The organism is Aromatoleum toluvorans, assembly GCF_012910905.1.
GTDB lineage: Bacteria > Pseudomonadota > Gammaproteobacteria > Burkholderiales > Rhodocyclaceae > Aromatoleum > Aromatoleum toluvorans.
The window spans coordinates 49,909-70,777 of sequence record NZ_WTVN01000014.1 but is presented as its reverse complement, the minus strand read 5'-3'; the positions used below and the strand labels follow the sequence as shown (position 1 = coordinate 70,777).

Sequence of the window (20,869 nt, the reverse complement as noted above, 5' to 3'; positions counted from 1 at the left end):
ACATGAGCATCACCGAAAAGATCAGGCAGTGCCACCCGGCGCTGACCGCACTGCGGCGCGACATCCACGCCCATCCCGAGCTTGCGTTCGCCGAGCGCCGGACCGCGGACCTCGTCGCGAGCCGCCTCGAAGCCCTCGGTATCGAGGTGCACCGCGGCCTTGGCGGGACGGGCGTCGTCGGCGTGCTCCGGGCCGGGCGCAGCCTGCGCGCCATCGGCCTGCGCGCAGACATGGACGCGCTGCCGATCCAGGAGCGCAATGAATTCGCACACGTCTCGCAGCATGCGGGCTGCATGCATGCCTGCGGTCACGACGGCCACACGACGATGCTGCTCGGCGCGGCCGAAGTGCTGTCCGCCCACCCGGACTTCGACGGCACCGTGTATTTCGTCTTCCAGCCGGCCGAGGAAGGCGAGGGCGGCGCCGACGCGATGATCCACGACGGCCTGTTCGACCGCTTCCCGATGGCCTCGATCTTCGGCATGCACAACTGGCCCGGCCTGCCTTCGGGTCACTTCGCCGTGCATGACGGCCCCGTGATGGCAAGTGCCGATCGTTTCGACATCAGCATCCGCGGCCAGGGCGCGCACGGTGCGATGCCGCATCTCGGCACCGACTCCATCGCCGCCGGCGCCGCGCTGGTGCAGGCGCTCCAGACCATCGTCAGCCGTGCGCTCGACCCCCTCGACTCCGCCGTCGTTTCGGTGACGCAGTTCCACGCGGGCGAGGCGTACAACGTGATCCCCGATCGCGCGCAGCTGTGCGGCACCGTGCGTGCGTTCAGCGCGGCGGTCCAGGACCGCATCGAAGCAGCGATCTCGCGCATCAGCGCGGGCATCGCCGCGAGCCACGGGGTCAGCGTCGAAGTCGAGTATCGTCGCGGCTACCCCCCGACCATCAACACCTCCGACGAAGCCGCGATCTGCGCCGAAGTGGCCGCCGGCCTGCCCGGCGCGAGCGTGTTGACCGATCAGCGCCCCAGCATGGGCGCCGAGGACTTCGCCTTCTACCTGCGCCACAAGCCGGGCTGTTACGTGTGGATCGGCAACGGGCCGGGTGAAGGCGGCTGCACCCTGCACAACCCGCACTACGACTTCAACGACTCGATCATCCCCTTCGGCGTCGCCTACTGGGTCGAACTCGCACGGCGCCTGCTGCCGAAATCCTGAACCTCCGGCACCCTGTGCCGTCCACCCGCGCATGCATACCTTCCAGCTATCCCTGCGCATGATGTTGCGCGACCTGCGGGCGGGCGAACTTCACCTGCTCGGCCTCGCCATCGTGATCGCCGTGGCCTGTCTCACCAGCGTCGGTTTCCTCGCCGACCGCGTCGCGCGGGGACTCGACCGCGAGGCCAACCAGTTGCTGGGCGGCGACCTGCTGCTGCGCGCCGATCACCCGTGGGACGAGGCCTTTGCGCAGGAAGCCGGGCGGCTCGGCCTCACGAGCACCGGCACGGTCCTGTTCACGAGCATGGTGAGCACGGAGAACGCCGCCCAGCTTGCCGGGGTCAAGGCCGTCGGCCCGGGCTACCCGCTGCGTGGTCATGTCCGCATCGCAGCAGGCCCGAATCAGGCGGACACCATCGCCAACCGCATCCCCGAACGCGGCGAAGTCTGGCTCGACGAACGGCTCCTGGCGGCCCTCGACGTTTCAGTCGGTGAGCACGTGGGCCTGGGGCGTCTGGAGTTCAGGGTCGGCGGCGTGGTGACCTTCGAGTCGGATCGCGGGGCGAATTTCTTCAGCCTGCTCCCGCGCGCAATCTTCAACGCAGCGGATCTGGCGGATTCCGGGCTCCTCATCGCGGGCAGCCGCGCGACGTGGCGCCTGCACGTGGCCGGTGAGCCGGACGCCGTCGAGGTCTTCGAGCGCTGGTCGAAAGCGCGTCTCGGACGCGGCGAAACGGTGGAGGGCGTCGGAAACGCGCGACCCGAGGTGCGCAATTCGCTCGACCAGGCCCAGCGCTTCCTCCGCCTCGCCGCGTTGCTCACGGTGATTCTTGCGGCAGTCGCGATCGGCATTTCCGCACGCCGCTTCATGCAACGCCACCTCGACGCCTGTGCCGTGATGCGTTGCCTCGGCGCACGCCAGGGGCAAGTGTTGAAGCTCGTCGTCGGCGAGTTTGCACTGTTCGGATTCGCCGCCGCCGCGCTCGGCTCCTGCCTCGGCTGGGGCGTGCAGCAGGGTCTGGCGCTGATCCTGGTCGAGATCATGGACACCGCACTGCCTTCCCCCTCGCCGCTACCGTTTGCCCACGGCCTCGCGGTCGGGGTGGTCCTGCTGATCGGATTCGTGCTGCCGCAGCTCCTGCGCCTCGGGCGAGTCTCCACACTTCGGGTCTTGCGGCGCGAGATCGCGCTCGTCGAGACGCGCAGCGCCTTCGCCTGGCTTGCCGGGGCCGCCGCGCTACTCGCGCTCGTCTTCTGGATCGCCGGCGAACTGCGGCTCGCGTCCTATGTGGCGGGGGGCTTCAGCTTCGCCCTCGCAGCGTTCGGGGCGGCAGCGTGGGCCCTCCTGCGGCTGCTCGGCCGGACGCGGGAAGGGGCGATGTTCGGCGGCAGCGGCTGGCGTTACGGGATCGCTTCCTTGGTGCGCCGCACGGGGGCGAGCGTCGTGCAGATCGTGGCGCTCGGCCTCGGCGTGACGGCGCTGCTGTTGCTGACCATCGTCCGCGGCGATCTGCTCGACGGGTGGCGCGCAATGACCCCGCCCGATGCCCCCAATCGCTTCGTGATCAATATCCAGCCCGACCAGCGACAGGCGCTGGCGGAGTTCTTCGTTCAGCAGGGTTTGCAGGCGCCGGAAGTCCGCCCGATGATCCGCGGCCGGCTCGACGCCATCAACGGGCGTGAGGTGCATCCCGAAGCCTACGAGAACGAGCGTACACAACGCCTCGCCGAGCGCGAATTCAACCTCAGTTATGGCAGCCGGCTGCCGGACGGCAACATCGTCGTCGGCGGACGCTGGCACGGTTCGGAAACGGCCCCGCAGTTCTCCGTTGAGCGTGGCCTCGCAGAGGCGTTTTCGCTCAAGGTCGGCGACCGCGTCCGTTTCAACGTCGCCGGCAGGCTCGTCGAAGCGCCGATCACCAGCGTCCGCGAGCTCGAATGGGACTCCATGCGTGTGAACTTCTTCTTCATCGCGTCGCCGGGGATGCTCGAGGACGATCCCGCAAGCCTGATCACGAGTTTCAGGCTTCCCCCGGGTAATCAGCGATTCACGGCCGAGTTGGTGAAGGGTTTCCCCAATCTGTCGGTCATCGATGTTGATGCAGTGATTGCGCAGGTACGCGCGATGACCGACAAGCTGGTGCTCATCGTCGAGTTCGTCTTTGCCTTCTCGGTCCTGGCCGGTTTCCTCGTGCTGTTCTCCGCCCTGCAGTCGACGCACGACGAGCGGGATTACGAATTGGCGATGCTCCGGACGCTGGGTGCCCGTAACGCGCAAATGCGCCATGCGCTGCTGGCCGAATTCGCCGTGCTCGGCGGGCTTGCTTCGGTGCTGGCGACGGCAGGCGCGATGGCGATCGGTTGGTTGCTCGCCCGCCAAGCGTTCAAGATGCCCTATGTGCCTGAGTTCTGGCCGCTCGCGCTCGCGATGCTGGCAGGGGCATGCGCAGTGATCGTTGCGGGATGGCTCGGAACCCGCAGGCTGCTCGCACGCCCCCCGGCTTCAAGCCTGCGGCAACTGGCGTGATTTCTGAGGAGTATTCGCGAGCGTTTTCCCAATACAAAACCATATCGTCGCGCGTATTGCAGCAAATGAGAAAGGCGCCCTCGGGCGCCTTTCTCTTGCTTGTCGTTGCGGTGAGTTTTATTTCACGTGGCAGGTCAGGCAGATCTGGCTGCCGTCTGCCGTCACGCGCAGGAAGGTTGGCAGGAAGGACGCGGTCGCCCCCGGTACACCATGCGGATCGTGGCAGGAGGCGCACTCTACCTCGTATCCCTGACCCGAGTCATAGAAACGCAACTCTTCCTTGTCCGGGCGGCTGTCGCCATCCGTGTCGAAGAAGCGGACATTCTTGTAGGTGCCGGACGGCACGTTCCAGTCGGATCCGCTCGGCAGCTTCACCCCCACCGGATGGTCGTTGCGAAGGTCGGTGCCGATCGCAAACGCAGAAAAGTCCTGCGCGCCACCCTGGCCCCCGGGCGAGTGGCAGCTGAGACATTCGGTATTGTTGTCCTTCAAGCCGAAGTGGTCGAACGCATCGTCGGTCGTGCTCCAGGCATCCAGAAGCGCCTTGGTGGTGCTGGTATCGGGGTTCAGGGCGAGTGCGGCGTTGTATTTCCCCGAACCCGGCATGTTCACGATCGAATCGACAGCGGTCTGGCCGTCGTGACAGGACAGGCAGGTCAGCGAGTTCGGGCCCGGCTGCGTCGCCTCCTGCGACAGGCTCTGCTGGTTATACAGCGTGTAGGTGGTGCTGCGCACGGTCCGGTTCCACAGCGGCGCGCTGATATTCTGGTTGGCGGCGTGGGGGGTGTGGCAGTAGACGCACACCTGCTGATAGTTGTTACGAACCGCGTCCATCTGGCTGCCGGTCGGGCCGCCACCCGCGGTCTGGCGCTGCGACAGGTTGTGGCGGGTGTTGCCGATGGTGCCCTGGTTCAGGAATTCCGAGTCCGAGCGCGTTCCGGGCCATGCGACATCTGCAACGAGCACGCCGAGTGTGGCGATGGCTACGGTGGCGATTCTGATTGTCATGATGTGGCAGTGTATTGGTTGGTGTTGGCGCACTTATGCAATAACAATGCCAGGATATTACGTATTCCTGATGATGATATTTGAGTATTCAAGGGGCGCTTTTCCCCGCGGTGGGAGCGGGCGTTTTGCTTGCAGCAACTGCCTTCTCGGCCCGACGATAGACGTCGACCTTGATGTGGTACTGGTCGGCGACGTACAGCCGTCCGGTCTCGTCGACGGTGATGGCGCCGATGAGCGCGTATTGCCCGGGAAGGTTGGCGATCCCGGACTTTCCGAGCCACATCAGCAGATGACCGCTGGGGTCGAATATCTGCACATTGTTGAATGAAGCGTCTGAGACGTAGATGTTGCCGTCGTTGTCACTGGCGATCCGGCGCGGGCGCGAGAAATTTCCGAGACCGTTTCCGACCGATCCGAAACTCGAGACGAATTTTCCCGTTTCATCGAATGTCTGCACACGAAAATTCCCGGAATCGAGAATGTGCAGCCTGCCGTCTTCGGTGACGGTGGCATCGAGCGGGATATTCAACTGTCCCGGGTCCGAGCCGCGCGGGCCGATCCGGAACAGTTCCTTGCCGTCCGGCGCGTACGCAATCACCTTGTGGTCATCGCTGTCGACGCTGCCGCGGTCTATGACAAATATGCGCGAGCCGTCACGGCTGACCGCCACCCCCGCCGGCTTGACCAGATCACGCGGGTTCCCGACCGAGAACATGTACAGGCCCAGCGGGTCGAAAACCATCACGTTCTTCGCGATGGAATCGAGGACGTAGAGCCTGCTCTGGGCATCGATCGCCATGGAGATCGGCGACCGCGTGCGGTTCGGTTCGCGCTGGCCGATCTGGAAGACCTTACGGCGGGGCATGTCGAACACGTAGATCGAAGCCGTATGCGGATCGGCGACGTAAAGTCGTCCTTTCCGTGCCACCAGTGCCGACGGCTTGCGATAGACAGGTTGTTCGGACTTGGTGTTGCGCCCCGTCAGTATCCGTTGCAGGCGTTCATCTTCGGATTCGTCGCGTATGTCGGACTGGTTCCTGAGTTCGGTCTCGAATACGAAACGGGGCTCGTCGGGCGGTGCCGGCCATATCAGCTGATAGTCCAATTCTCCGTCTGAAGGGGCGACGGGGGAGGAGCTGCAGCCGGTGAAGGCGATCACCGACGCGAGCGCGTACAGAGCGAGGCTCAGGCCGCGAGCAACGGAACCTGCATGAAATGAATTGTGACGCATGTGGCTGAACATTCCGTGCGAGCCCTCTCCGCCACAGTAGCGGGGGCAACAAAAAACGGTCGGGCACCATGCTGAGCGAGTGCCCGGAAGTTCGCCATTAGCAGGAAGCGGGCCAGTGACCTAGCCGCCGATGTAGGACATTTCGATTTTTCTCAGCCCGCGGGTGTTTGCAGTGCGGATTTCCGAATAGTGGTCGTCGCGGTTCTGCCACACGCCGGCAATGGCGCGATCGAGTTCGGCATCGCTCGCACCGTCGCGCAACAAGGTGCGAAGATCGTGTCCGCTCTGGGCGAACAGACACGTGTACAGCTTGCCTTCCGTGGACAGGCGGATGCGCGTACAGGTCGAGCAGAACGCCTGCGTGACCGAGGAGATGACGCCGATTTCGCCGCCGCCGTCACGGTAGCGCCAGCGCTCGGCAACTTCGCCGGTGTAGTTGGGGTCGACCTGCTCCAGGGGGAAGACGCGGTCGATGCGCTCGATGATGTCGCGCGACGGCACCACTGCGTTCATTTCCCATCCGTTCGAACTGCCGACGTCCATGAATTCGATGAAGCGCAGGATGTGGCCCGTGCCGCGGAAGTGGCGGGCCATGTCGATCACGTTGTGGTCGTTGACGCCGCGCTTGACGACCATATTGACCTTGACGGGACTGAGCCCGGCTTCTTCGGCGGCGGCGATCCCCTTCAGGACCGCCGCGACCGGGTAGTCGGCGTCGTTCATCGCACGGAAGGTCGCGTCGTCGATGGCATCGAGGCTCACCGTGACGCGATGCAGGCCGGCCTCGCGGAGCGTACGGGCCATCTTGGGCAGGAGTACGCCGTTGGTGGTGAGGGTGAGCTCGACGTCGGGGATCGCGGCGAGCTGGGCGACGAGGTTCTCGACGTGCTTGCGCAGCAGCGGTTCGCCGCCGGTAATGCGGATCTTGCGGACACCACGCTCGGCGAAAAGTCGCGCCACCCGCGTGATCTCCTCGAACGACAGCAGCTCCTTGCGGGGCAGGAAGGCGTAATCCGTTCCAAACACTTCGCGCGGCATGCAGTAGATGCAGCGGAAATTGCAGCGATCGGTGACCGAGATGCGCAGGTCGTGGACCATGCGCCCCCGCGTGTCGACGAGGGGGGCACCTGGCGCGGGCGCGTCTGCAGCGACGGGAGCGGGCTCGCTCGCGGGGTAGATCGGAATCGATTTCATCGGATACCTGGCTGTAGTGGCCTGAAATGGTGCATGCTGAAAGGGCCCGGCAACCTGTGGTGAGGTTTTACGGTCTATCCATGCGTCAGTTAACCGATCGTTGCAGCAGAAGGCAATATGTTCGTGCCCAGCCTGCGGCGACGCCAGCGTCCGGGCTGCACGCCGTGCTGCCCTTGCAGGTGGCACAGTAGCGTGGAAGCGGGTTCGCGGGTATAGGGCAAAAGTATTAATCTTCCGGCAGCTGCATCTACTCCCCCGGGAATTGTGCGATGACGACACGAATTACAGAAACTTCGACCGAAAAGCTCTACGAGCGTTTTCCGCATCTTCGAAAGATTGACGGCATGTGGGGCACGGCGCAGTGCCGCAAGTTCATCTTCCTGTTGATGACGGATACGCGGGGCGGAAAGCGCCAGGGTTTTCCGGCCGAGCATGCGGGAACCATCATGTCGCTGCTGATGGAGCACGACCGGCGATTTCCGCAGTTCGAGAATGAGGTGCAACACGACGACACGCGCTGGGGCGATCTTTCCCGTCGGGGGCTTCGCTAGCGCGCTTGCCTGCCGGGCCGGGCGAGAGGGATCATGGGGCGTCCGGTTCGCCGGGCGCCCCGTTTTCATTGCGGTATCGGGAGAACAAGAACATGGCCGACCTGCTCCCCCTCGCAGCGGACAGTCTCTGCGTCCGTTGCGCACCCGAGACATTTGCATTCGAGGACACGACCAGTCTTGCCGACGTGCCGGGGGTGGTGGGGCAGGGCAGGGCCGAGGAGGCATTGCGCTTCGGCCTGGCGATGCGCCAGCCCGGCTACCACGTGTTCGTCCTCGGCGATCCGGGAACGGGGCGGCATGCGACGGTCTTTCGCCTGTTGCACGAGTTTTCGCCGATCGGCGAGGTACCGCCCGATCTGTGCTATCTGCATAATTTCGAGGACCCCCAGCGCCCGCGCCTCCTGACGCTGGCGGCCGGGCGAGGGGCGGCGCTGCGCGCCGACATGCAGGCGTTCATTGCCGATCTCGGACCGGCGATCGAGGCGGCGCTTGCGAGCGACACCTACAGCGCTCGCGTGGAGTCGCTGCAGGATGCACACAAGACGCGGGAGGAGAAGGCACTGCGCGAGCTGGGCGATGCGTGTGCCGCCGATGGCGTGTCCCTGCTGCAGACGCCGGAAGGTTTCGTCTTCGCGCCCACCAAGGACGGGCAGACGATGTCGCCGGAAGATTTCGAGGCCCTGGCGCCGGAGATCCGGGCTGCGGTCGAGGAAAAAGTCGGTGCCTGGAGCGATCGTCTGGCGGATCTGCTCGAGCGGTTTCCGGGCTGGCGGAAGGAGCTTCACGAGGCCATGCAGCGTGCGGCGGGCGATGCGCTGACGCCGGCGGTGTCGCATCTGATGCGGGGATTGCGCGAGCGTTATGCGGACCTCCCGACGGTGCAGACTTTTTTCGACGCGATCAGGGGAGACATCCTGGCGAGCGGCGGCGAATGGGCGAGCCAGGAGGGCGAGGAGGAGGAAGGGCCGGAGGACGAAGCCCGGACGACGTTCCATCGCTACCTGGTCAAGGTCCTTGTCGATCACTCCGCGACCAGCGGTGCTCCCGTCGTATGCGAGGACAACCCGACCTTCGGCAATCTGATCGGTCGCATCGAGCACATCTCGCAGATGGGGGCGCTTGTGACCAATTTCAGCCTGATCCGGGCGGGAGCCCTCCATCGGGCCTGCGGCGGCTACCTCGTCATCGACGTGGAACGCCTGCTGATGCAGCCGTTTGCGTGGGAGGGGTTGAAGCGCGCGCTGCGTTCGGCAGAAATCCGTATCGAGCCGCCGGCGGAAGCGCAGGGCTGGAGCAACTTGCTCACGCTGGAGCCCGAGGCCGTGCCATGCGATGTGAAGGTTGTCCTGATCGGCGATCGCGAGATGTTCTATCTGCTGACCGAAAACGATCCCGATTTCCCCGAACTTTTCAAGGTTGCGGCCGACTTCGACGAGGACATGCTGCGCAACAACGCGAACGTCGAACGTTATGCGGCCCTGCTGGCGACGCTCGGACGGGCATCGTCGCTGCTGCCATTCGATCGGACGGGAATCGCCCGCCTGGTGGAGCACGGCGCCCGGCTTGCCGAGGACGCCGGTCGCCTGAGCCTGCAGACGCGCCTGCTGGCCGACGTGATGCGCGAGGCGGATTTCCACGCGCGCGCGCTGCAATTGGCGGTTGTGGGGCGTGAGCAGGTGGAGGTGGCCATCGCGTCGCGCTTGCGTCGCTCCGGTCGCTACGCCGAGCGGGTGATCGAGTCGATGATCGACGAGACGACGCTCATTTCGACGGCAGGGGCGCGCTGTGGCCAGATCAACGCGCTTGTCGTGGTCGAACTGGCCGGAGAGCGTTTCGGGCATCCGGTACGCGTCACGGCCACGGCACGGCTAGGCGAGGGCGATGTGGTCGATATCGAGCGCGAGACCGAGCTGGGCGGCGCAATCCATTCGAAGGGCGTCCTGATCCTGTCGGCGTTTCTCGCGGCGCGGTATGCGCGCCACCAGCCCTTGTCCCTGTCGGCGAGCCTCGTCTTCGAGCAATCCTATTCGCCCGTGGAAGGTGATTCCGCATCGCTCGCGGAACTGTGCGCCCTGTTGTCGGCGCTCGCCCAGATTCCGATCCGCCAGTCGTTCGCCGTCACCGGCTCGGTGAACCAGTTCGGCGAGGTCCAGGCCATCGGCGGCGTCAACGAGAAGATCGAAGGCTTCTTCGATCTGTGCGCGGTACGGGGCCTGACCGGCGAGCAGGGGGTCGTGATTCCCCGGGCAAGCGTGCGTCACCTGATGTTGCGTGAGGACGTCGTCGAGGCTGCACGGAAAGGCACGTTCCGGATCTTCGCGGTCGCGACCGTCGACGAGGCGATGGAAGCGCTCACCGGCCTGTCTGCCGGCGTTGCCGATGCGAAGGGCGTGATGCCGCGGGCGACGGTCAACTACAAGGTCGCTGCGGCACTGAGCGCCATGATTGCGGCGAAGCATGCCTTCGATCACGGCGCCGCCGCGCGCCATGGCCGCGCGCGCCGGCGGCACGAGGGCGATCACGACTGACCAGCCGGCCGGGCGTGCCGCAACCCTTCCGCGCCGATGCAGGCATTGCGAATTCCGCAGCCACAAAGCAAATGGGCCACCCCGAAAGGTGGCCCATCCACTTGGCTTTACTGGCTCCCCGACCTGGGCTCGAACCAGGGACACACGGATTAACAGTCCGTTGCTCTACCGACTGAGCTATCGGGGATCGGTATCGTCTGCTCATGCAGAAAAACTGCAGGAGCCAAATTTTGGCTCCCCGACCTGGGCTCGAACCAGGGACACACGGATTAACAGTCCGTTGCTCTACCGACTGAGCTATCGGGGAATTGAGCCGCGCATTATAGGTAGCGCGCGGCTATGCGTCAATAATGATCGAGCGGGTTTCTCAGGCCTTCACAACCTGGGCGATCGCCTTCGCAACGTAGCCGATGTTGCGCGAGTTGAGGGCGGCGAGGCAGATGCGGCCGGTCGACACGGCGTAGATGCCGAAGTCGTTCTTCAGCTGCTCGACCTGGGCGGCCGACAGGCCGGTGTAGGAGAACATGCCGCGCTGCTGGATCACGAAGGAGAAGTCCTGCGCAACGCCAGCCGCCTTGAGGTTCTCGACGAGGCCGGTACGCATCGCGCGAATGCGGTCGCGCATGCCCGCGAGTTCGTCTTCCCACATCTGGCGCAGCTCGGCCGAGTTGAGCACTGCCGCAACCACTGCGCCGCCGTGGATCGGCGGGTTGGAGTAGTTGGTGCGGATGACGCGCTTGACCTGGGACAGCACGCGGGCCGATTCATCCTTGGCGGCCGTGACGATGGAGAGGGCGCCGACGCGTTCGCCGTAGAGCGAGAACGACTTCGAGAACGAGCTCGAAACGAAGAACTGGAGCCCGCTGGCGGAGAAGAGGCGCACCGCGACGGCGTCCGGCTCGATGCCGTCGGCGAAGCCCTGGTAGGCCATGTCGAGGAAGGGCACGAGGCCGCGTTCGCGGCAGGCACCGACGACCTCGCCCCACTGGGCTTCGCTCAGGTCTGCACCCGTCGGGTTGTGGCAGCAGGCGTGCAGCACGACGATCGAGCCCGGGGCGAGCTGTTCGAGCTTGGCCTTCATGCCGGCGAAGTTCACGCCGCGGGTGGCCGGTTCGTAGTACGGGTAATTCTCGACCGGGAAGCCGGCGGACTCGAACAGCGCGCGGTGGTTTTCCCAGCTCGGGTCGGAAATGTAGACGGTTGCGCCGGGGAGAAGGCGCTTCAGGTAGTCGGCGCCGACCTTGAGCGCGCCGGTGCCGCCGAGTGCCTGCACGGTCACGACCTGGCCGTTGGCGATGAGGGCGGAGTCCTTGCCGAACAGCAGGTTTTGCACGGCGGTGTTGTAGGCAGCGGGGCCCTCGATGGGCTGGTAGCCGCGCGGGGGCATCGCTTCGAGACGTGCCTTTTCGGCAGTCTTGACAGCTGCCAGCAGCGGAATCTTGCCGTTGTCGTCGTAGTAGACGCCAACGCCGAGGTTCACCTTTTCAGTGCGCGCATCGGCGTTGAAAGCCTCGTTCAGTCCGAGGATCGGGTCACGGGGCGCCATCTCGACGGCGGCGAAGATCGAAGCGGGCATAGAAACAACTCCACGGTTGGCGCGGCGGGCGTCGGAGACTGAACCGGTTACACGCGTACCGGTCCATCCTGCCGTGCCTTGCGCCGCATTTTGCGAAATAATGCGTGTTTGCCCGGTGTGGTTCCGTTGCTCGGAACACGCCGGCAAGCGCTTGAAACAGCCGGAAATTCTAGCATGACGAGTTCGACGGACAGCGTTCCGGTAGTGACTTTCGAGGGCAGCCCGTTCAGGCTCCATCAGCCCTTTCCGCCTGCGGGAGATCAGCCGGCCGCGATCGGGCAGTTGACCGAGGGGATCGGCGACGGGCTGATGTACCAGACCCTGCTGGGCGTGACGGGATCCGGCAAGACCTACACGATGGCGAACGTCATCGCACGCTGCGGCAGGCCTGCCTTGGTCCTGGCGCCCAACAAGACGCTCGCCGCGCAGCTGTACGCCGAGTTCCGCGAGTTCTTCCCCGAGAACGCGGTCGAGTATTTCGTCTCCTACTACGACTACTATCAGCCCGAAGCCTACGTGCCGTCGCGCGATCTCTTCATCGAGAAGGACTCGAGCATCAACGAGCACATCGAGCAGATGCGCCTGTCGGCGACGAAGAGCCTGATGGAGCGGCGCGACGTCGTCATCGTCGCGACGGTGTCGTGCATCTACGGCATCGGCGACCCGGTCGATTACCACGCGATGATCCTGCACCTGCGCGAGGGCGAGCGCATCGCGCATCGGGACCTGGTTCAGCGCCTCGTGGCGATGCAGTACACGCGGTCCGACATCGATTTCCGCCGCGGAACCTTCCGCGTGCGCGGTGACGTGATCGACGTGTTTCCGGCGGAAAACGCGGAGTACGCCGTGCGGATCGAGATGTTCGATGACGAGATCGAACATCTGACGCTGTTCGACCCGCTGACCGGGCACCTCAAGCAGAAGCTGGTGCGTTTCACTGTCTACCCCTCGAGCCATTACGTCACGCCGCGCGCGACGGTGTTGCAGGCGATCGAGGCGATCAAGGACGAGTTGCGCGAGCGCGTCGGAAATTTCCAGCGCGCGGGGAAACTGGTCGAAGCGCAGCGCATCGAGCAGCGCACGCGCTTCGATCTCGAGATGCTCAACGAAATGGGCTTCTGCAAGGGCATCGAAAACTATTCGCGCCACCTGTCGGGACGCGGAGCGGGAGAACCGCCTCCCACGCTCATCGATTACCTGCCGGCCGATGCGCTGTTGTTCGTCGACGAATCGCACGTCGCGATTCCGCAGGTGGGCGGCATGTTCAAGGGCGACCGGTCGCGCAAGGAGAATCTCGTCGAGTACGGCTTCCGCCTGCCGTCGGCGCTCGACAACCGGCCGCTGCAGTTCGAGGAATTCGAGCGCCTGATGCCGCAAACGATCTTCGTGTCCGCGACGCCGGCGGATTACGAGGCGACGCATCAGGGGCAGGTCGTCGAACAGGTTGTGCGGCCGACCGGCCTGATCGATCCGGCGCTGGAAGTGCGCCCCGCAAGCACGCAGGTCGATGATCTGCTGTCGGAGGCCAAACGCCGGATTGCGGCCGGGGAGCGAGTGCTGGTCACGACGCTGACGAAGCGGATGGCGGAAGATCTCACCGACTATCTGGGGGAGAACGGCATCCGCGTGCGCTACCTGCACTCGGACATCGACACCGTCGAGCGCGTCGAGATCATTCGCGACCTGCGCCTGGGCGAGTTCGACGTGCTGGTCGGGATCAACCTGCTGCGCGAAGGCCTGGACATTCCGGAAGTTTCGCTCGTTGCGATCCTGGATGCCGACAAGGAGGGCTTCCTGCGTTCCGAGCGCTCGCTGATCCAGACGATCGGCCGCGCAGCCCGCCACATCCACGGCCGCGCGATCCTGTACGCCGATGTCGTGACGCGCTCGATGCGTGCGGCGATGGACGAAACCGAGCGGCGGCGCGCCAAGCAGCTTGCCTTCAATGCCGAGCACGGCATCGTCCCGAAGACCGTGAGCAAGCGCATCAAGGACATCATCGACGGCGTCTATTCGACCAACGACGAGCGCAATGCCGCGGTCGCCGAGGAGGCGAGGGCCGAATATTTCTCGATGGACGAGAAGGCCGTGGCGAAGGCGATCAAGAAGCTCGAGAAGGAAATGCAGGAGCACGCCCGCAATCTCGAGTTCGAAAAGGCCGCGGCAGCCCGCGACGAATTGTTCAGACTGCGTCAGCGTGCGTTCGGGGCAGATCAGCACGGGACGACGTGAGGGGTGCCGACTTGAAGAGAATCCTGTTTGTCTGCACGGGCAATATTTGCCGTTCGCCGACCGCCGAGGGCGTGGCCCGGCATGCCATCCGCGCGGCCGGTCTGGAGAGCCTGATCGAGGTCGACTCGGCCGGCACGCACGGCTATCACGTCGGTGAGGCACCGGATCCGCGTACCAGCCAGGCGGCGGAAAAGCGCGGTTACGACCTCTCCATGCTGCGGGCGCGCAAGCTCGTGGCGGCCGATTTCGAGTCCTTCGACCTCTTGCTCGCGATGGATCTCGGCCATCTCGAGATCATGGAGCGCAACTGTCCCGACGCACATCGACCGAAGCTGCAGCTGTTCATGCGGTATGCGCGCCGGTTCAATGCCGAGGAAGTGCCCGATCCGTATTACGGTGGCGAACGCGGCTTCGATCTGGTGCTCGACTATTGCGAGGATGCGGTGGACGGGCTGCTCGACACGCTGATGTCGTCCCGCTGAATCTCCCGGCGAAGCAAAAAAAGAGGGGCGCCCGCCGGACGCCCCTCTCCCTGTTGCATCGTGACCCGGAGATCAGTGCGGCTTGTGGGTTTCCACCTGCTGCAAGGGCTCGTCCGCAATAACGATCTGCGGGCGGGGGCGTCGGCCGAGCGGGCGGGCAGGGGCCTCTTCGGCGTGTGCTTCGGCAAAGGCCTGAACCTTCTCGCGGCTGGTCTCGATCATCACCAACCCGCTGTCGGCCAGTGAGCTGCCAAGGTCGATGGGCGCGGACGGCGCCCGAGCGGCTTCCGATACCTCGGCGACGGCGACCGGCTCGACGGCGGCAACCGGTTCGGCGGCCACGATCGGAGCGATCGCAGCAGGAACTTCCACAGGAGCCGGCATCTCGTTCTCGGCCGCGACGACCTCGGGGGTCGGGGTGACTTCCTCGGCCGGCATGACCGGCTCGGCAGCCACTTCCGCAGGCTCGACGGCTTGCGCAGCCGCGGCGGGCAGTTCGGCAGCGGCCGGTTCGACCGGCGCAGTCACGGCAGCAGGAACCGGCATCGGTGCCTCTTCGATCTCCGCGGGAACGGCTTCGGCCGGGCTCGCAACGACCGGCAGGGGGGCTTCGGCTTCTGCGACGACGATCGGTTGCGTCCCTGCAGCGATGGTGGCAGCGACAGCCTCGGCGAGCTGCTCCGGCTGGGCCGCCTCACTCGCAGCTTCCGCGTCAATCGCTTCTGCGCCGGCGCTTGCAGCGAGTGCGCCTTGCTCCTCACCGGTACGGCGGTCGCGACGGCCACGGCTGCGACGGCGACGCTTCTCGGGCGCACCTTCCTCGCCGGCCGGTGCGACCGGTGCGTCGGTCACTCCCGGAGCAACAGCTGCCGCGGCGGCCGTGTCGACCACCTGCAGTGCCACTGCGCCTTCCGTCGCCTCGACGGCCTTGGGCTGGCGTGGTGCGCGCCCCTGCCGGGTGCGGCCTTCACCGCGTTCGGCGCCTTCGGCCCGCTCTGGACGTTCCGCACGCTCGGGGCGTTCTGCGCGTTCCGGCCGTTCAGTACGCTCGGGCCGTTCGGCACGCTCCGGTCGCTCGGCGCGTTCGGGCCGTTCGCTCCGTCCGCCGCTACGGGCGGTCTGTGCGGATTCCTCGCGTTCACCGCGCTGACCTTCACGACGGTTGCGTCCGTTGCCGCCGCGCCGGCCTTCGCCACGCTCGCCACGCGGGCGCGCTTCGCGCTTGGGGTGTGCTTCCTCGACGGGTTGCGGGGCGGGCGCAGCCTTTTCGCCGCGCAGCCAGGAGAACAGGCGGGCAATCAGGCCCGGCTGAGCGGCCGGAACGGGCGCTGCTTCGGGCTTCGGCTCCACCACCGGCGCGGGTTGTGCGGGCGCAATACCCTTCACCACGGCCTCTGCACGCGCGGGCTTCTTGTCGTCCTTGGTCGGCAGGCGCAGGTCGACTTCGGCCGGGGGCTTGCCGACCATCTGGTAGCTCGCCAGCGTGAGCTCTTCCTGGTTCAGCTGGTCGTGGCGCAGACGGATGATCTCGTGGTGCGGCGTCTCGAGATGGCGGTTGGGGATGATGATGAGCTGGATCTTGTGCCGGTATTCGATATGCGCGATGTCGGAGCGCTTCTCGTTAAGCAGGAAGGTCGCGACATCCACGGGCACCTGCAGATGCACGGCGCCCGTATTTTCCTTCATCGCTTCCTCTTCGAGGATGCGCAGGATGTGCAGCGCCGACGACTCGGTGCTGCGGATATGGCCGGTGCCGTTGCAGCGCGGGCAGGGGATGTAGCTGGTCTCTGCGAGGGCGGGGCGCAGGCGCTGGCGCGACAGTTCCAGCAGGCCGAAGCGGCTGATTTTCCCCGTCTGGACTCGCGCGCGGTCATGGCGCAGTGCGTCGCGCAGGCGGTTCTCGACCTCGCGCTGGTTCTTCTGCGACTCCATGTCGATGAAGTCGATGACGATCAGGCCGCCCAGGTCGCGCAGGCGAAGCTGGCGCGCGATCTCCTCCGCCGCTTCGAGGTTGGTGCGGAAGGCGGTTTCCTCGATGTCCGCGCCTTTTGTCGAGCGGCCGGAGTTCACGTCGATCGAGACGAGGGCTTCCGTGTGGTCGATCACGACCGCGCCGCCGCTCGGCAGGCTGACCTGGCGCGAGTAGGCCGATTCGATCTGATGCTCGATCTGGAAGCGCGAGAACAGCGGCACGTCGTCGCTGTAACGCTTCACGCGGTTCACATTCCCCGGCATCACGTGGGCCATGAACTGCCGCGCCTGATCGTGCACGTCGTCGGTGTCGATCAGGATCTCGCCGATATCCGGCTGGAAGTAATCGCGGATCGCGCGGATCACGAGGCTGCCTTCCTGGTAGATCAGGAAGGCGCCCGATTGCGACTGCGCTGCACCGTCGATGGCGCGCCACAGTTGCAGCAGGTAGTTGAGGTCCCACTGCAACTCCTCGGCGTTGCGTCCGATGGCTGCCGTGCGTGCGATCAGGCTCATGCCCTGCGGCACTTCGAGCTGATCCATCACCTCGCGCAGCTCGCTGCGCTCGTCACCCTCGACACGCCGCGACACACCGCCGCCGCGGGGATTGTTCGGCATCAGGACGAGGTAACGTCCGGCGAGCGAGATATAGGTGGTGAGCGCAGCCCCCTTGTTGCCGCGCTCGTCCTTCTCGACCTGGACGATCAGTTCCTGCCCTTCCTTCAGCGCATCCTGGATGCGTGCCTTCCCGGCATCCACGCCCGGGGCAAAGTAGGAGCGGGAAATTTCCTTGAACGGCAGGAATCCGTGCCGCTCCGAGCCGTAATCGACGAACGCCGCTTCGAGGCTGGGCTCGATGCGCGTGATGACGGCTTTGTAGATGTTGCTCTTGCGTTGTTCCTTGGCGGCCGATTCGATATCGAGGTCGATCAGTTTCTGACCATCCACGATTGCGACGCGCAGTTCCTCGGCCTGCGTCGCATTGAAAAGCATGCGCTTCATTGATTTCGTTCCCCCGCGCGAAACCCACGGGCAGGACGAACGGCGCGCACCATCGCGCTTGTTACGTGATCAGGAGCGGGTAGGTTTGTTCTACTTTTTTCCGGTCGGTAAAGGCTGTGATGGGTCGGCTGGTCGAATTTCGCGCGCTCCCGCCTTCGTGGCCGGAGCGCTTGATCCTGCGGTGGTGCGTTACGCGTCTTTGTTCAATCCAATGGATCGAAGATTGTCGATTGCGTTACCATCGATGCCTTTTTCGGCAACGACGCACGTTTTGGTTGTCCGGGAGCTCTTCTGGGGCTCTCTGTCGGGCGCTTTCCTCCGCATCGGTGCGCGAGGGGCGTCGACCAGACCGGGACTGACCGGCGGCAAGTATATTTCAGGATGATGGCACAAGGCAAAGCGGCCACGGTGCGACGTGAGCGCGTGGACGATTCGGTGGCAGGGCAGCGGATAGACAACTACCTCATGCGCGTGTGCAAGGGGGTGCCGAAGAGCCACGTCTATCGGATCCTGCGCAGCGGCGAAGTGCGCGTGAATGGCGGGCGGGTCGGTCCGACCTACCGTCTCGCGCTGGGCGACGAGGTGCGGATTCCTCCCGTTCGTGTCGCGGAATCGAACGCGCCGGCGGCGGTGCCTGCCGGCAAGCCCCTGCCCGTGGTGTATGAGGATGATGCCCTCATCGTCATCGACAAGCCCTCCGGCAAGGCGGTGCACGGGGGGAGTGGCGTGAGCTTCGGTGTCATCGAGCAGTTGCGCAGCCAGCGGCCGGAAGCGCGCATGCTCGAACTCGCGCATCGCATCGATCGCGAAACCTCGGGGCTGCTGATCATCGCGAAGAAGCGCTCGGCGCTGACCGCGCTGCACGACATGATGCGCGAGGGGCGCGTGGAAAAGCGCTACCTCACGCTGGTGCCGGGGCGCTGGGCCAACCCGTTGCAGCACGTGAAGGAGCCGCTGTTCAAGTACCTGACGGCCGAAGGCGAGCGCCGCGTGCGTGTGAGTGGCGAGGGCAAGCCCGCGCACAGCATCGTGCGGCTCGTCAGGCGCTGGCCGCGTTTCAGTCTTCTCGAGGTGGAACTCAAGACCGGTCGCACCCATCAGATCCGTGTGCACCTCGCCCACCTAGGTTTCCCGCTGTGCGGTGATGACAAGTACGGCGATTTTCCGCGCAACAAGGCGCTGGAGCAGGAAGGATTGAAGCGGATGTTCCTGCACGCCGCCCATCTTTCCTTCAAGCACCCGCTGACGGGCGAGACGATCGAATTGCAGTCGCCTCTGCCCGATGAACTGCAGAACTTCGTCGATCATCTGGACGCAACCGAGTCAGGCAAGAATGGCTAATCGCTACGACCTCATTGTTTTCGACTGGGACGGCACCCTGATGGATTCGGCTGCCGCGATCGTGCATGCCATCATCGCCGCATCGCGCGACCTGAATCTTCCCGAGCCGTCCGAGGCGCGCGCACGGCATGTCATCGGGCTCGGTCTCGTCGATGCGTTGCGCCATGCGGTGCCCGAACTGCCCGAGGCCGATTACCCCAGGATGGCAGAGCGCTACCGCTATCACTACCTGTCACGGGATCACGATCTGTCCCTGTTCCCCGGAGCATACGAAATGATCGAGGAACTCGCCGCTGCCGGTCGCATGCTGGCGGTGGCGACGGGGAAGAGCCGGCTCGGGCTCGATCGCGCGCTCGAGCGCAGCGGACTCCGGCCGTTCTTCGACAGTACGCGCTGTGCGGACGAGTGCTTCTCCAAGCCGCACCCGGCGATGCTCGAGGAGATCATGGACGAGCTTGGTGTCGTGAAGGAACGCACGCTGATGATCGGCGACACCACCCACGATCTGCAGATGGCGAGGAATGCGGGGGTCGCAGGGCTCGGCGTGGCCTTCGGCGCTCATCCGAGATCGGTTCTGGAGGGCGAGGAAGTGGTCGGTCTGATCGACTCGCCAGCGGAGCTGGCGCTGTGGCTCCGCGAGAACGTCTGAAAGCGCAGGTCAGTCCGCCAGGACCAGGAACAGGGCCGGCCGTTTCGCGAGTTCGGGCTTTGGCTCCTTGCGCCAGTCGGCAATGCTCGCGCTGCCGATCCATTCGTTGGCCGTCGTCAGCTCCCGCGCGACGCAGAGGCGCGTCGTCGGTCGGCAGATCGCCAGCAGCGCGTCGAACATCCGGTCGTTGCGGTAGGGGGTTTCGATGAAGATCTGCGTTCGTTGCTGACGGCGCGATTCGTCCTCGAGCTGCCGGATGCGGCTGTCGCGTTCCGGCTCCGAAACGGGCAGGTAGCCGTTGAACGCGAAGCTCTGGCCGTTCAGGCCGGACGCCATCAGGGCGAGGAGAATCGACGACGGTCCGACCAGCGGACGCACCGAAATGCCCCGTGCGTGCGCCCGTGCGACCAGTCGCGCGCCTGGATCCGCGACCGCGGGGCACCCCGCTTCCGACATCAGGCCGATGTCCTGTCCCGCGAAGGCCGGCGCAAGCAGGGCGTCGAGCGACGCAGCATCGTCCTTCTCGGGTAGCGGCTGGATGTCGAGCTCGCGCAACGGGTCGGGGTGTCCGAGGCGCTTCAGCTCGGCGCGCGCGGTCTTGGCGTTCTCGACGACGAAGTGGCGGATCCCGCGCGCGATCTGCACCACATCGCGCGGGAGGATGTGCTCGCAGGTGGTGTCGCCCAGGCTTACCGGAACGAGGAAAAGCGAGCCGCGGTGCGTACTCATGGGAGCTGCAGGCCTTCCGCGCGCAGGAGGCGCGACAGGGCGATGAGCGGAAGGCCGATGAGGGCGGTCGGGTCGTCGCCGGACAGCGACTCGAGCAGCGTGATGCCGAGCCCTTCCGATTTGGCACTTCCGGCACAGTCGAGAGGGCGCTCCTTGTCGACATAGCGCCGGATCTCCTCGTCGCCGAGCTCGCGGAAGCGGACAAAGGTCGGGACGCTCTCGCTGCGTACCTGCCCGGTGCGCGTGTTGACCACGGCGAGTGCCGTGTGGAAGGTCACCGCCTGGCCGCTCATGCGGCGCAGCTGGTCGATCGCCCGCTCGATGGTGCCGGGTTTGCCGAAAATCTCTGCGCCGATGTGAGCGACCTGGTCGCTGCCGATCACGAGCGCGTCGGTGTAATTGCGGGCGACGGCGCGTGCCTTTTCGATCGAGAGGCGGTCAGCGGTGGCGGGCGGCGTTTCGCCGGGCAGCGGGGTTTCGTCCACCTGGGGGCTTGCGGTTTCGAACGGCGTCTGGAAGCGTTCGAGCAGCATGCGGCGATAGGCGGAAGTCGAGGCGAGTACGAGTTTCATGGTCGATAAGAGGTTGTTGGCGCAACGGCCGGTCCATTCCGCCGCAGCGCAGTCCGGCCGGCAGCGCAAGCCCTTGAAAACAGGAGTGTCGGTGCTTTTGACAGGGG

The 20,869-nt window shown here is 65.4% G+C and carries 16 protein-coding genes and 2 tRNA genes; 9 read left to right on the top strand and 9 right to left on the bottom strand.

Annotated elements, in window-relative coordinates:
• Nucleotides 1-2: 2 nt before the first annotated feature.
• The gene (locus GPA22_RS10950) at nt 3-1,169 is read left to right on the top strand and encodes a M20 aminoacylase family protein (RefSeq protein ID WP_169256107.1); all 1,167 of its coding nucleotides are present in this window, start codon (nt 3-5) and stop codon (nt 1,167-1,169) included.
• A 31-nt stretch (nt 1,170-1,200) separates the two neighbouring features.
• Nucleotides 1,201-3,696, top strand: coding sequence for an ABC transporter permease (locus GPA22_RS10945; protein ID WP_169256106.1), 2,496 nt, complete (start codon nt 1,201-1,203; stop codon nt 3,694-3,696).
• Between the two features lie 117 nt (nt 3,697-3,813).
• Here the strand turns inward: GPA22_RS10945 and GPA22_RS10940 are convergent, their stop codons facing one another.
• The 3 genes from GPA22_RS10940 to moaA form a co-directional block, all read right to left on the bottom strand.
• A complete protein-coding gene (locus GPA22_RS10940) occupies nt 3,814-4,704 on the bottom strand; it encodes a cytochrome c3 family protein (protein ID WP_169256105.1) in 891 nt (296 codons plus the stop codon).
• An 88-nt stretch (nt 4,705-4,792) separates the two neighbouring features.
• The gene (locus tag GPA22_RS10935) at nt 4,793-5,935 is read right to left on the bottom strand and encodes an NHL repeat-containing protein (protein ID WP_211169058.1); all 1,143 of its coding nucleotides are present in this window, start codon (nt 5,933-5,935) and stop codon (nt 4,793-4,795) included.
• Between the two features lie 120 nt (nt 5,936-6,055).
• The gene (gene moaA / locus GPA22_RS10930; RefSeq protein ID WP_169256103.1) at nt 6,056-7,129 is read right to left on the bottom strand and encodes a GTP 3',8-cyclase MoaA; all 1,074 of its coding nucleotides are present in this window, start codon (nt 7,127-7,129) and stop codon (nt 6,056-6,058) included.
• 269 nt (nt 7,130-7,398) lie between these two features.
• Here moaA and GPA22_RS10925 point away from each other — a divergent pair, with 269 nt between their 5' ends.
• A complete protein-coding gene (locus GPA22_RS10925; protein ID WP_169256102.1) occupies nt 7,399-7,680 on the top strand; it encodes a hypothetical protein in 282 nt (93 codons plus the stop codon).
• A 92-nt stretch (nt 7,681-7,772) separates the two neighbouring features.
• On the top strand, nt 7,773-10,208 hold the full coding sequence (locus GPA22_RS10920; RefSeq protein WP_169256101.1) for a Lon protease family protein: 2,436 nt from the start codon (nt 7,773-7,775) through the stop codon (nt 10,206-10,208).
• A 111-nt stretch (nt 10,209-10,319) separates the two neighbouring features.
• Here the strand turns inward: GPA22_RS10920 and GPA22_RS10915 are convergent.
• From GPA22_RS10915 to GPA22_RS10905, 3 genes are all read right to left on the bottom strand, one after another.
• Nucleotides 10,320-10,395 (bottom strand) — tRNA-Asn (locus GPA22_RS10915).
• A 44-nt stretch (nt 10,396-10,439) separates the two neighbouring features.
• Nucleotides 10,440-10,515, bottom strand: a tRNA-Asn gene (locus GPA22_RS10910).
• A 60-nt stretch (nt 10,516-10,575) separates the two neighbouring features.
• A complete protein-coding gene (locus tag GPA22_RS10905; RefSeq protein WP_169256100.1) occupies nt 10,576-11,784 on the bottom strand; it encodes an amino acid aminotransferase in 1,209 nt (402 codons plus the stop codon).
• Between the two features lie 174 nt (nt 11,785-11,958).
• Here GPA22_RS10905 and uvrB point away from each other — a divergent pair, with 174 nt between their 5' ends.
• Complete coding sequence (uvrB, locus tag GPA22_RS10900) at nt 11,959-14,016, top strand: excinuclease ABC subunit UvrB (RefSeq protein ID WP_169256099.1); 2,058 nt, start codon at nt 11,959-11,961, stop codon at nt 14,014-14,016.
• An 11-nt stretch (nt 14,017-14,027) separates the two neighbouring features.
• The gene (locus GPA22_RS10895) at nt 14,028-14,498 is read left to right on the top strand and encodes a low molecular weight protein-tyrosine-phosphatase (RefSeq protein WP_169256098.1); all 471 of its coding nucleotides are present in this window, start codon (nt 14,028-14,030) and stop codon (nt 14,496-14,498) included.
• Nucleotides 14,499-14,570: 72 nt separating this feature from the next.
• On the opposite strand, the gene GPA22_RS10890 is transcribed toward GPA22_RS10895, so the two are convergent.
• A complete protein-coding gene (locus GPA22_RS10890; RefSeq protein WP_169256097.1) occupies nt 14,571-17,471 on the bottom strand; it encodes an Rne/Rng family ribonuclease in 2,901 nt (966 codons plus the stop codon).
• Between GPA22_RS10890 and GPA22_RS10885 the strand changes: the two genes are divergently transcribed.
• Genes GPA22_RS10885 through GPA22_RS10875 form a run of 3 tightly spaced genes read left to right on the top strand, consistent with a single transcriptional unit; the run spans nt 17,461 to nt 19,461 of the window.
• Nucleotides 17,461-17,856 (top strand): hypothetical protein, encoded by a 396-nt coding sequence (locus GPA22_RS10885; RefSeq protein WP_169256096.1) that lies wholly within the window; start codon nt 17,461-17,463, stop codon nt 17,854-17,856. The two genes, GPA22_RS10890 and GPA22_RS10885, sit on opposite strands and share 11 nt — an antisense overlap.
• The gene (locus GPA22_RS10880; RefSeq protein ID WP_169256095.1) at nt 17,853-18,812 is read left to right on the top strand and encodes an RluA family pseudouridine synthase; all 960 of its coding nucleotides are present in this window, start codon (nt 17,853-17,855) and stop codon (nt 18,810-18,812) included. Before GPA22_RS10885 ends, GPA22_RS10880 begins: the two co-directional genes overlap by 4 nt.
• On the top strand, nt 18,805-19,461 hold the full coding sequence (locus tag GPA22_RS10875) for an HAD-IA family hydrolase (protein WP_169256094.1): 657 nt from the start codon (nt 18,805-18,807) through the stop codon (nt 19,459-19,461). The genes GPA22_RS10880 and GPA22_RS10875 overlap by 8 nt, the downstream gene beginning before the upstream one ends.
• A gap of 9 nt (nt 19,462-19,470) precedes the next feature.
• On the opposite strand, the gene GPA22_RS10870 is transcribed toward GPA22_RS10875, so the two are convergent.
• Together GPA22_RS10870 and GPA22_RS10865 are read right to left on the bottom strand one after the other, a co-directional pair.
• Nucleotides 19,471-20,190 (bottom strand): SAM-dependent methyltransferase, encoded by a 720-nt coding sequence (locus GPA22_RS10870; protein ID WP_169256093.1) that lies wholly within the window; start codon nt 20,188-20,190, stop codon nt 19,471-19,473.
• Nucleotides 20,187-20,762 carry a Maf family protein gene (locus GPA22_RS10865; RefSeq protein ID WP_169256092.1) on the bottom strand — a complete coding sequence of 192 codons (576 nt, stop codon included), beginning with the start codon at nt 20,760-20,762 and terminating at the stop codon, nt 20,187-20,189. The genes GPA22_RS10870 and GPA22_RS10865 overlap by 4 nt, the downstream gene beginning before the upstream one ends.
• Nucleotides 20,763-20,869: the final 107 nt, after the last annotated feature.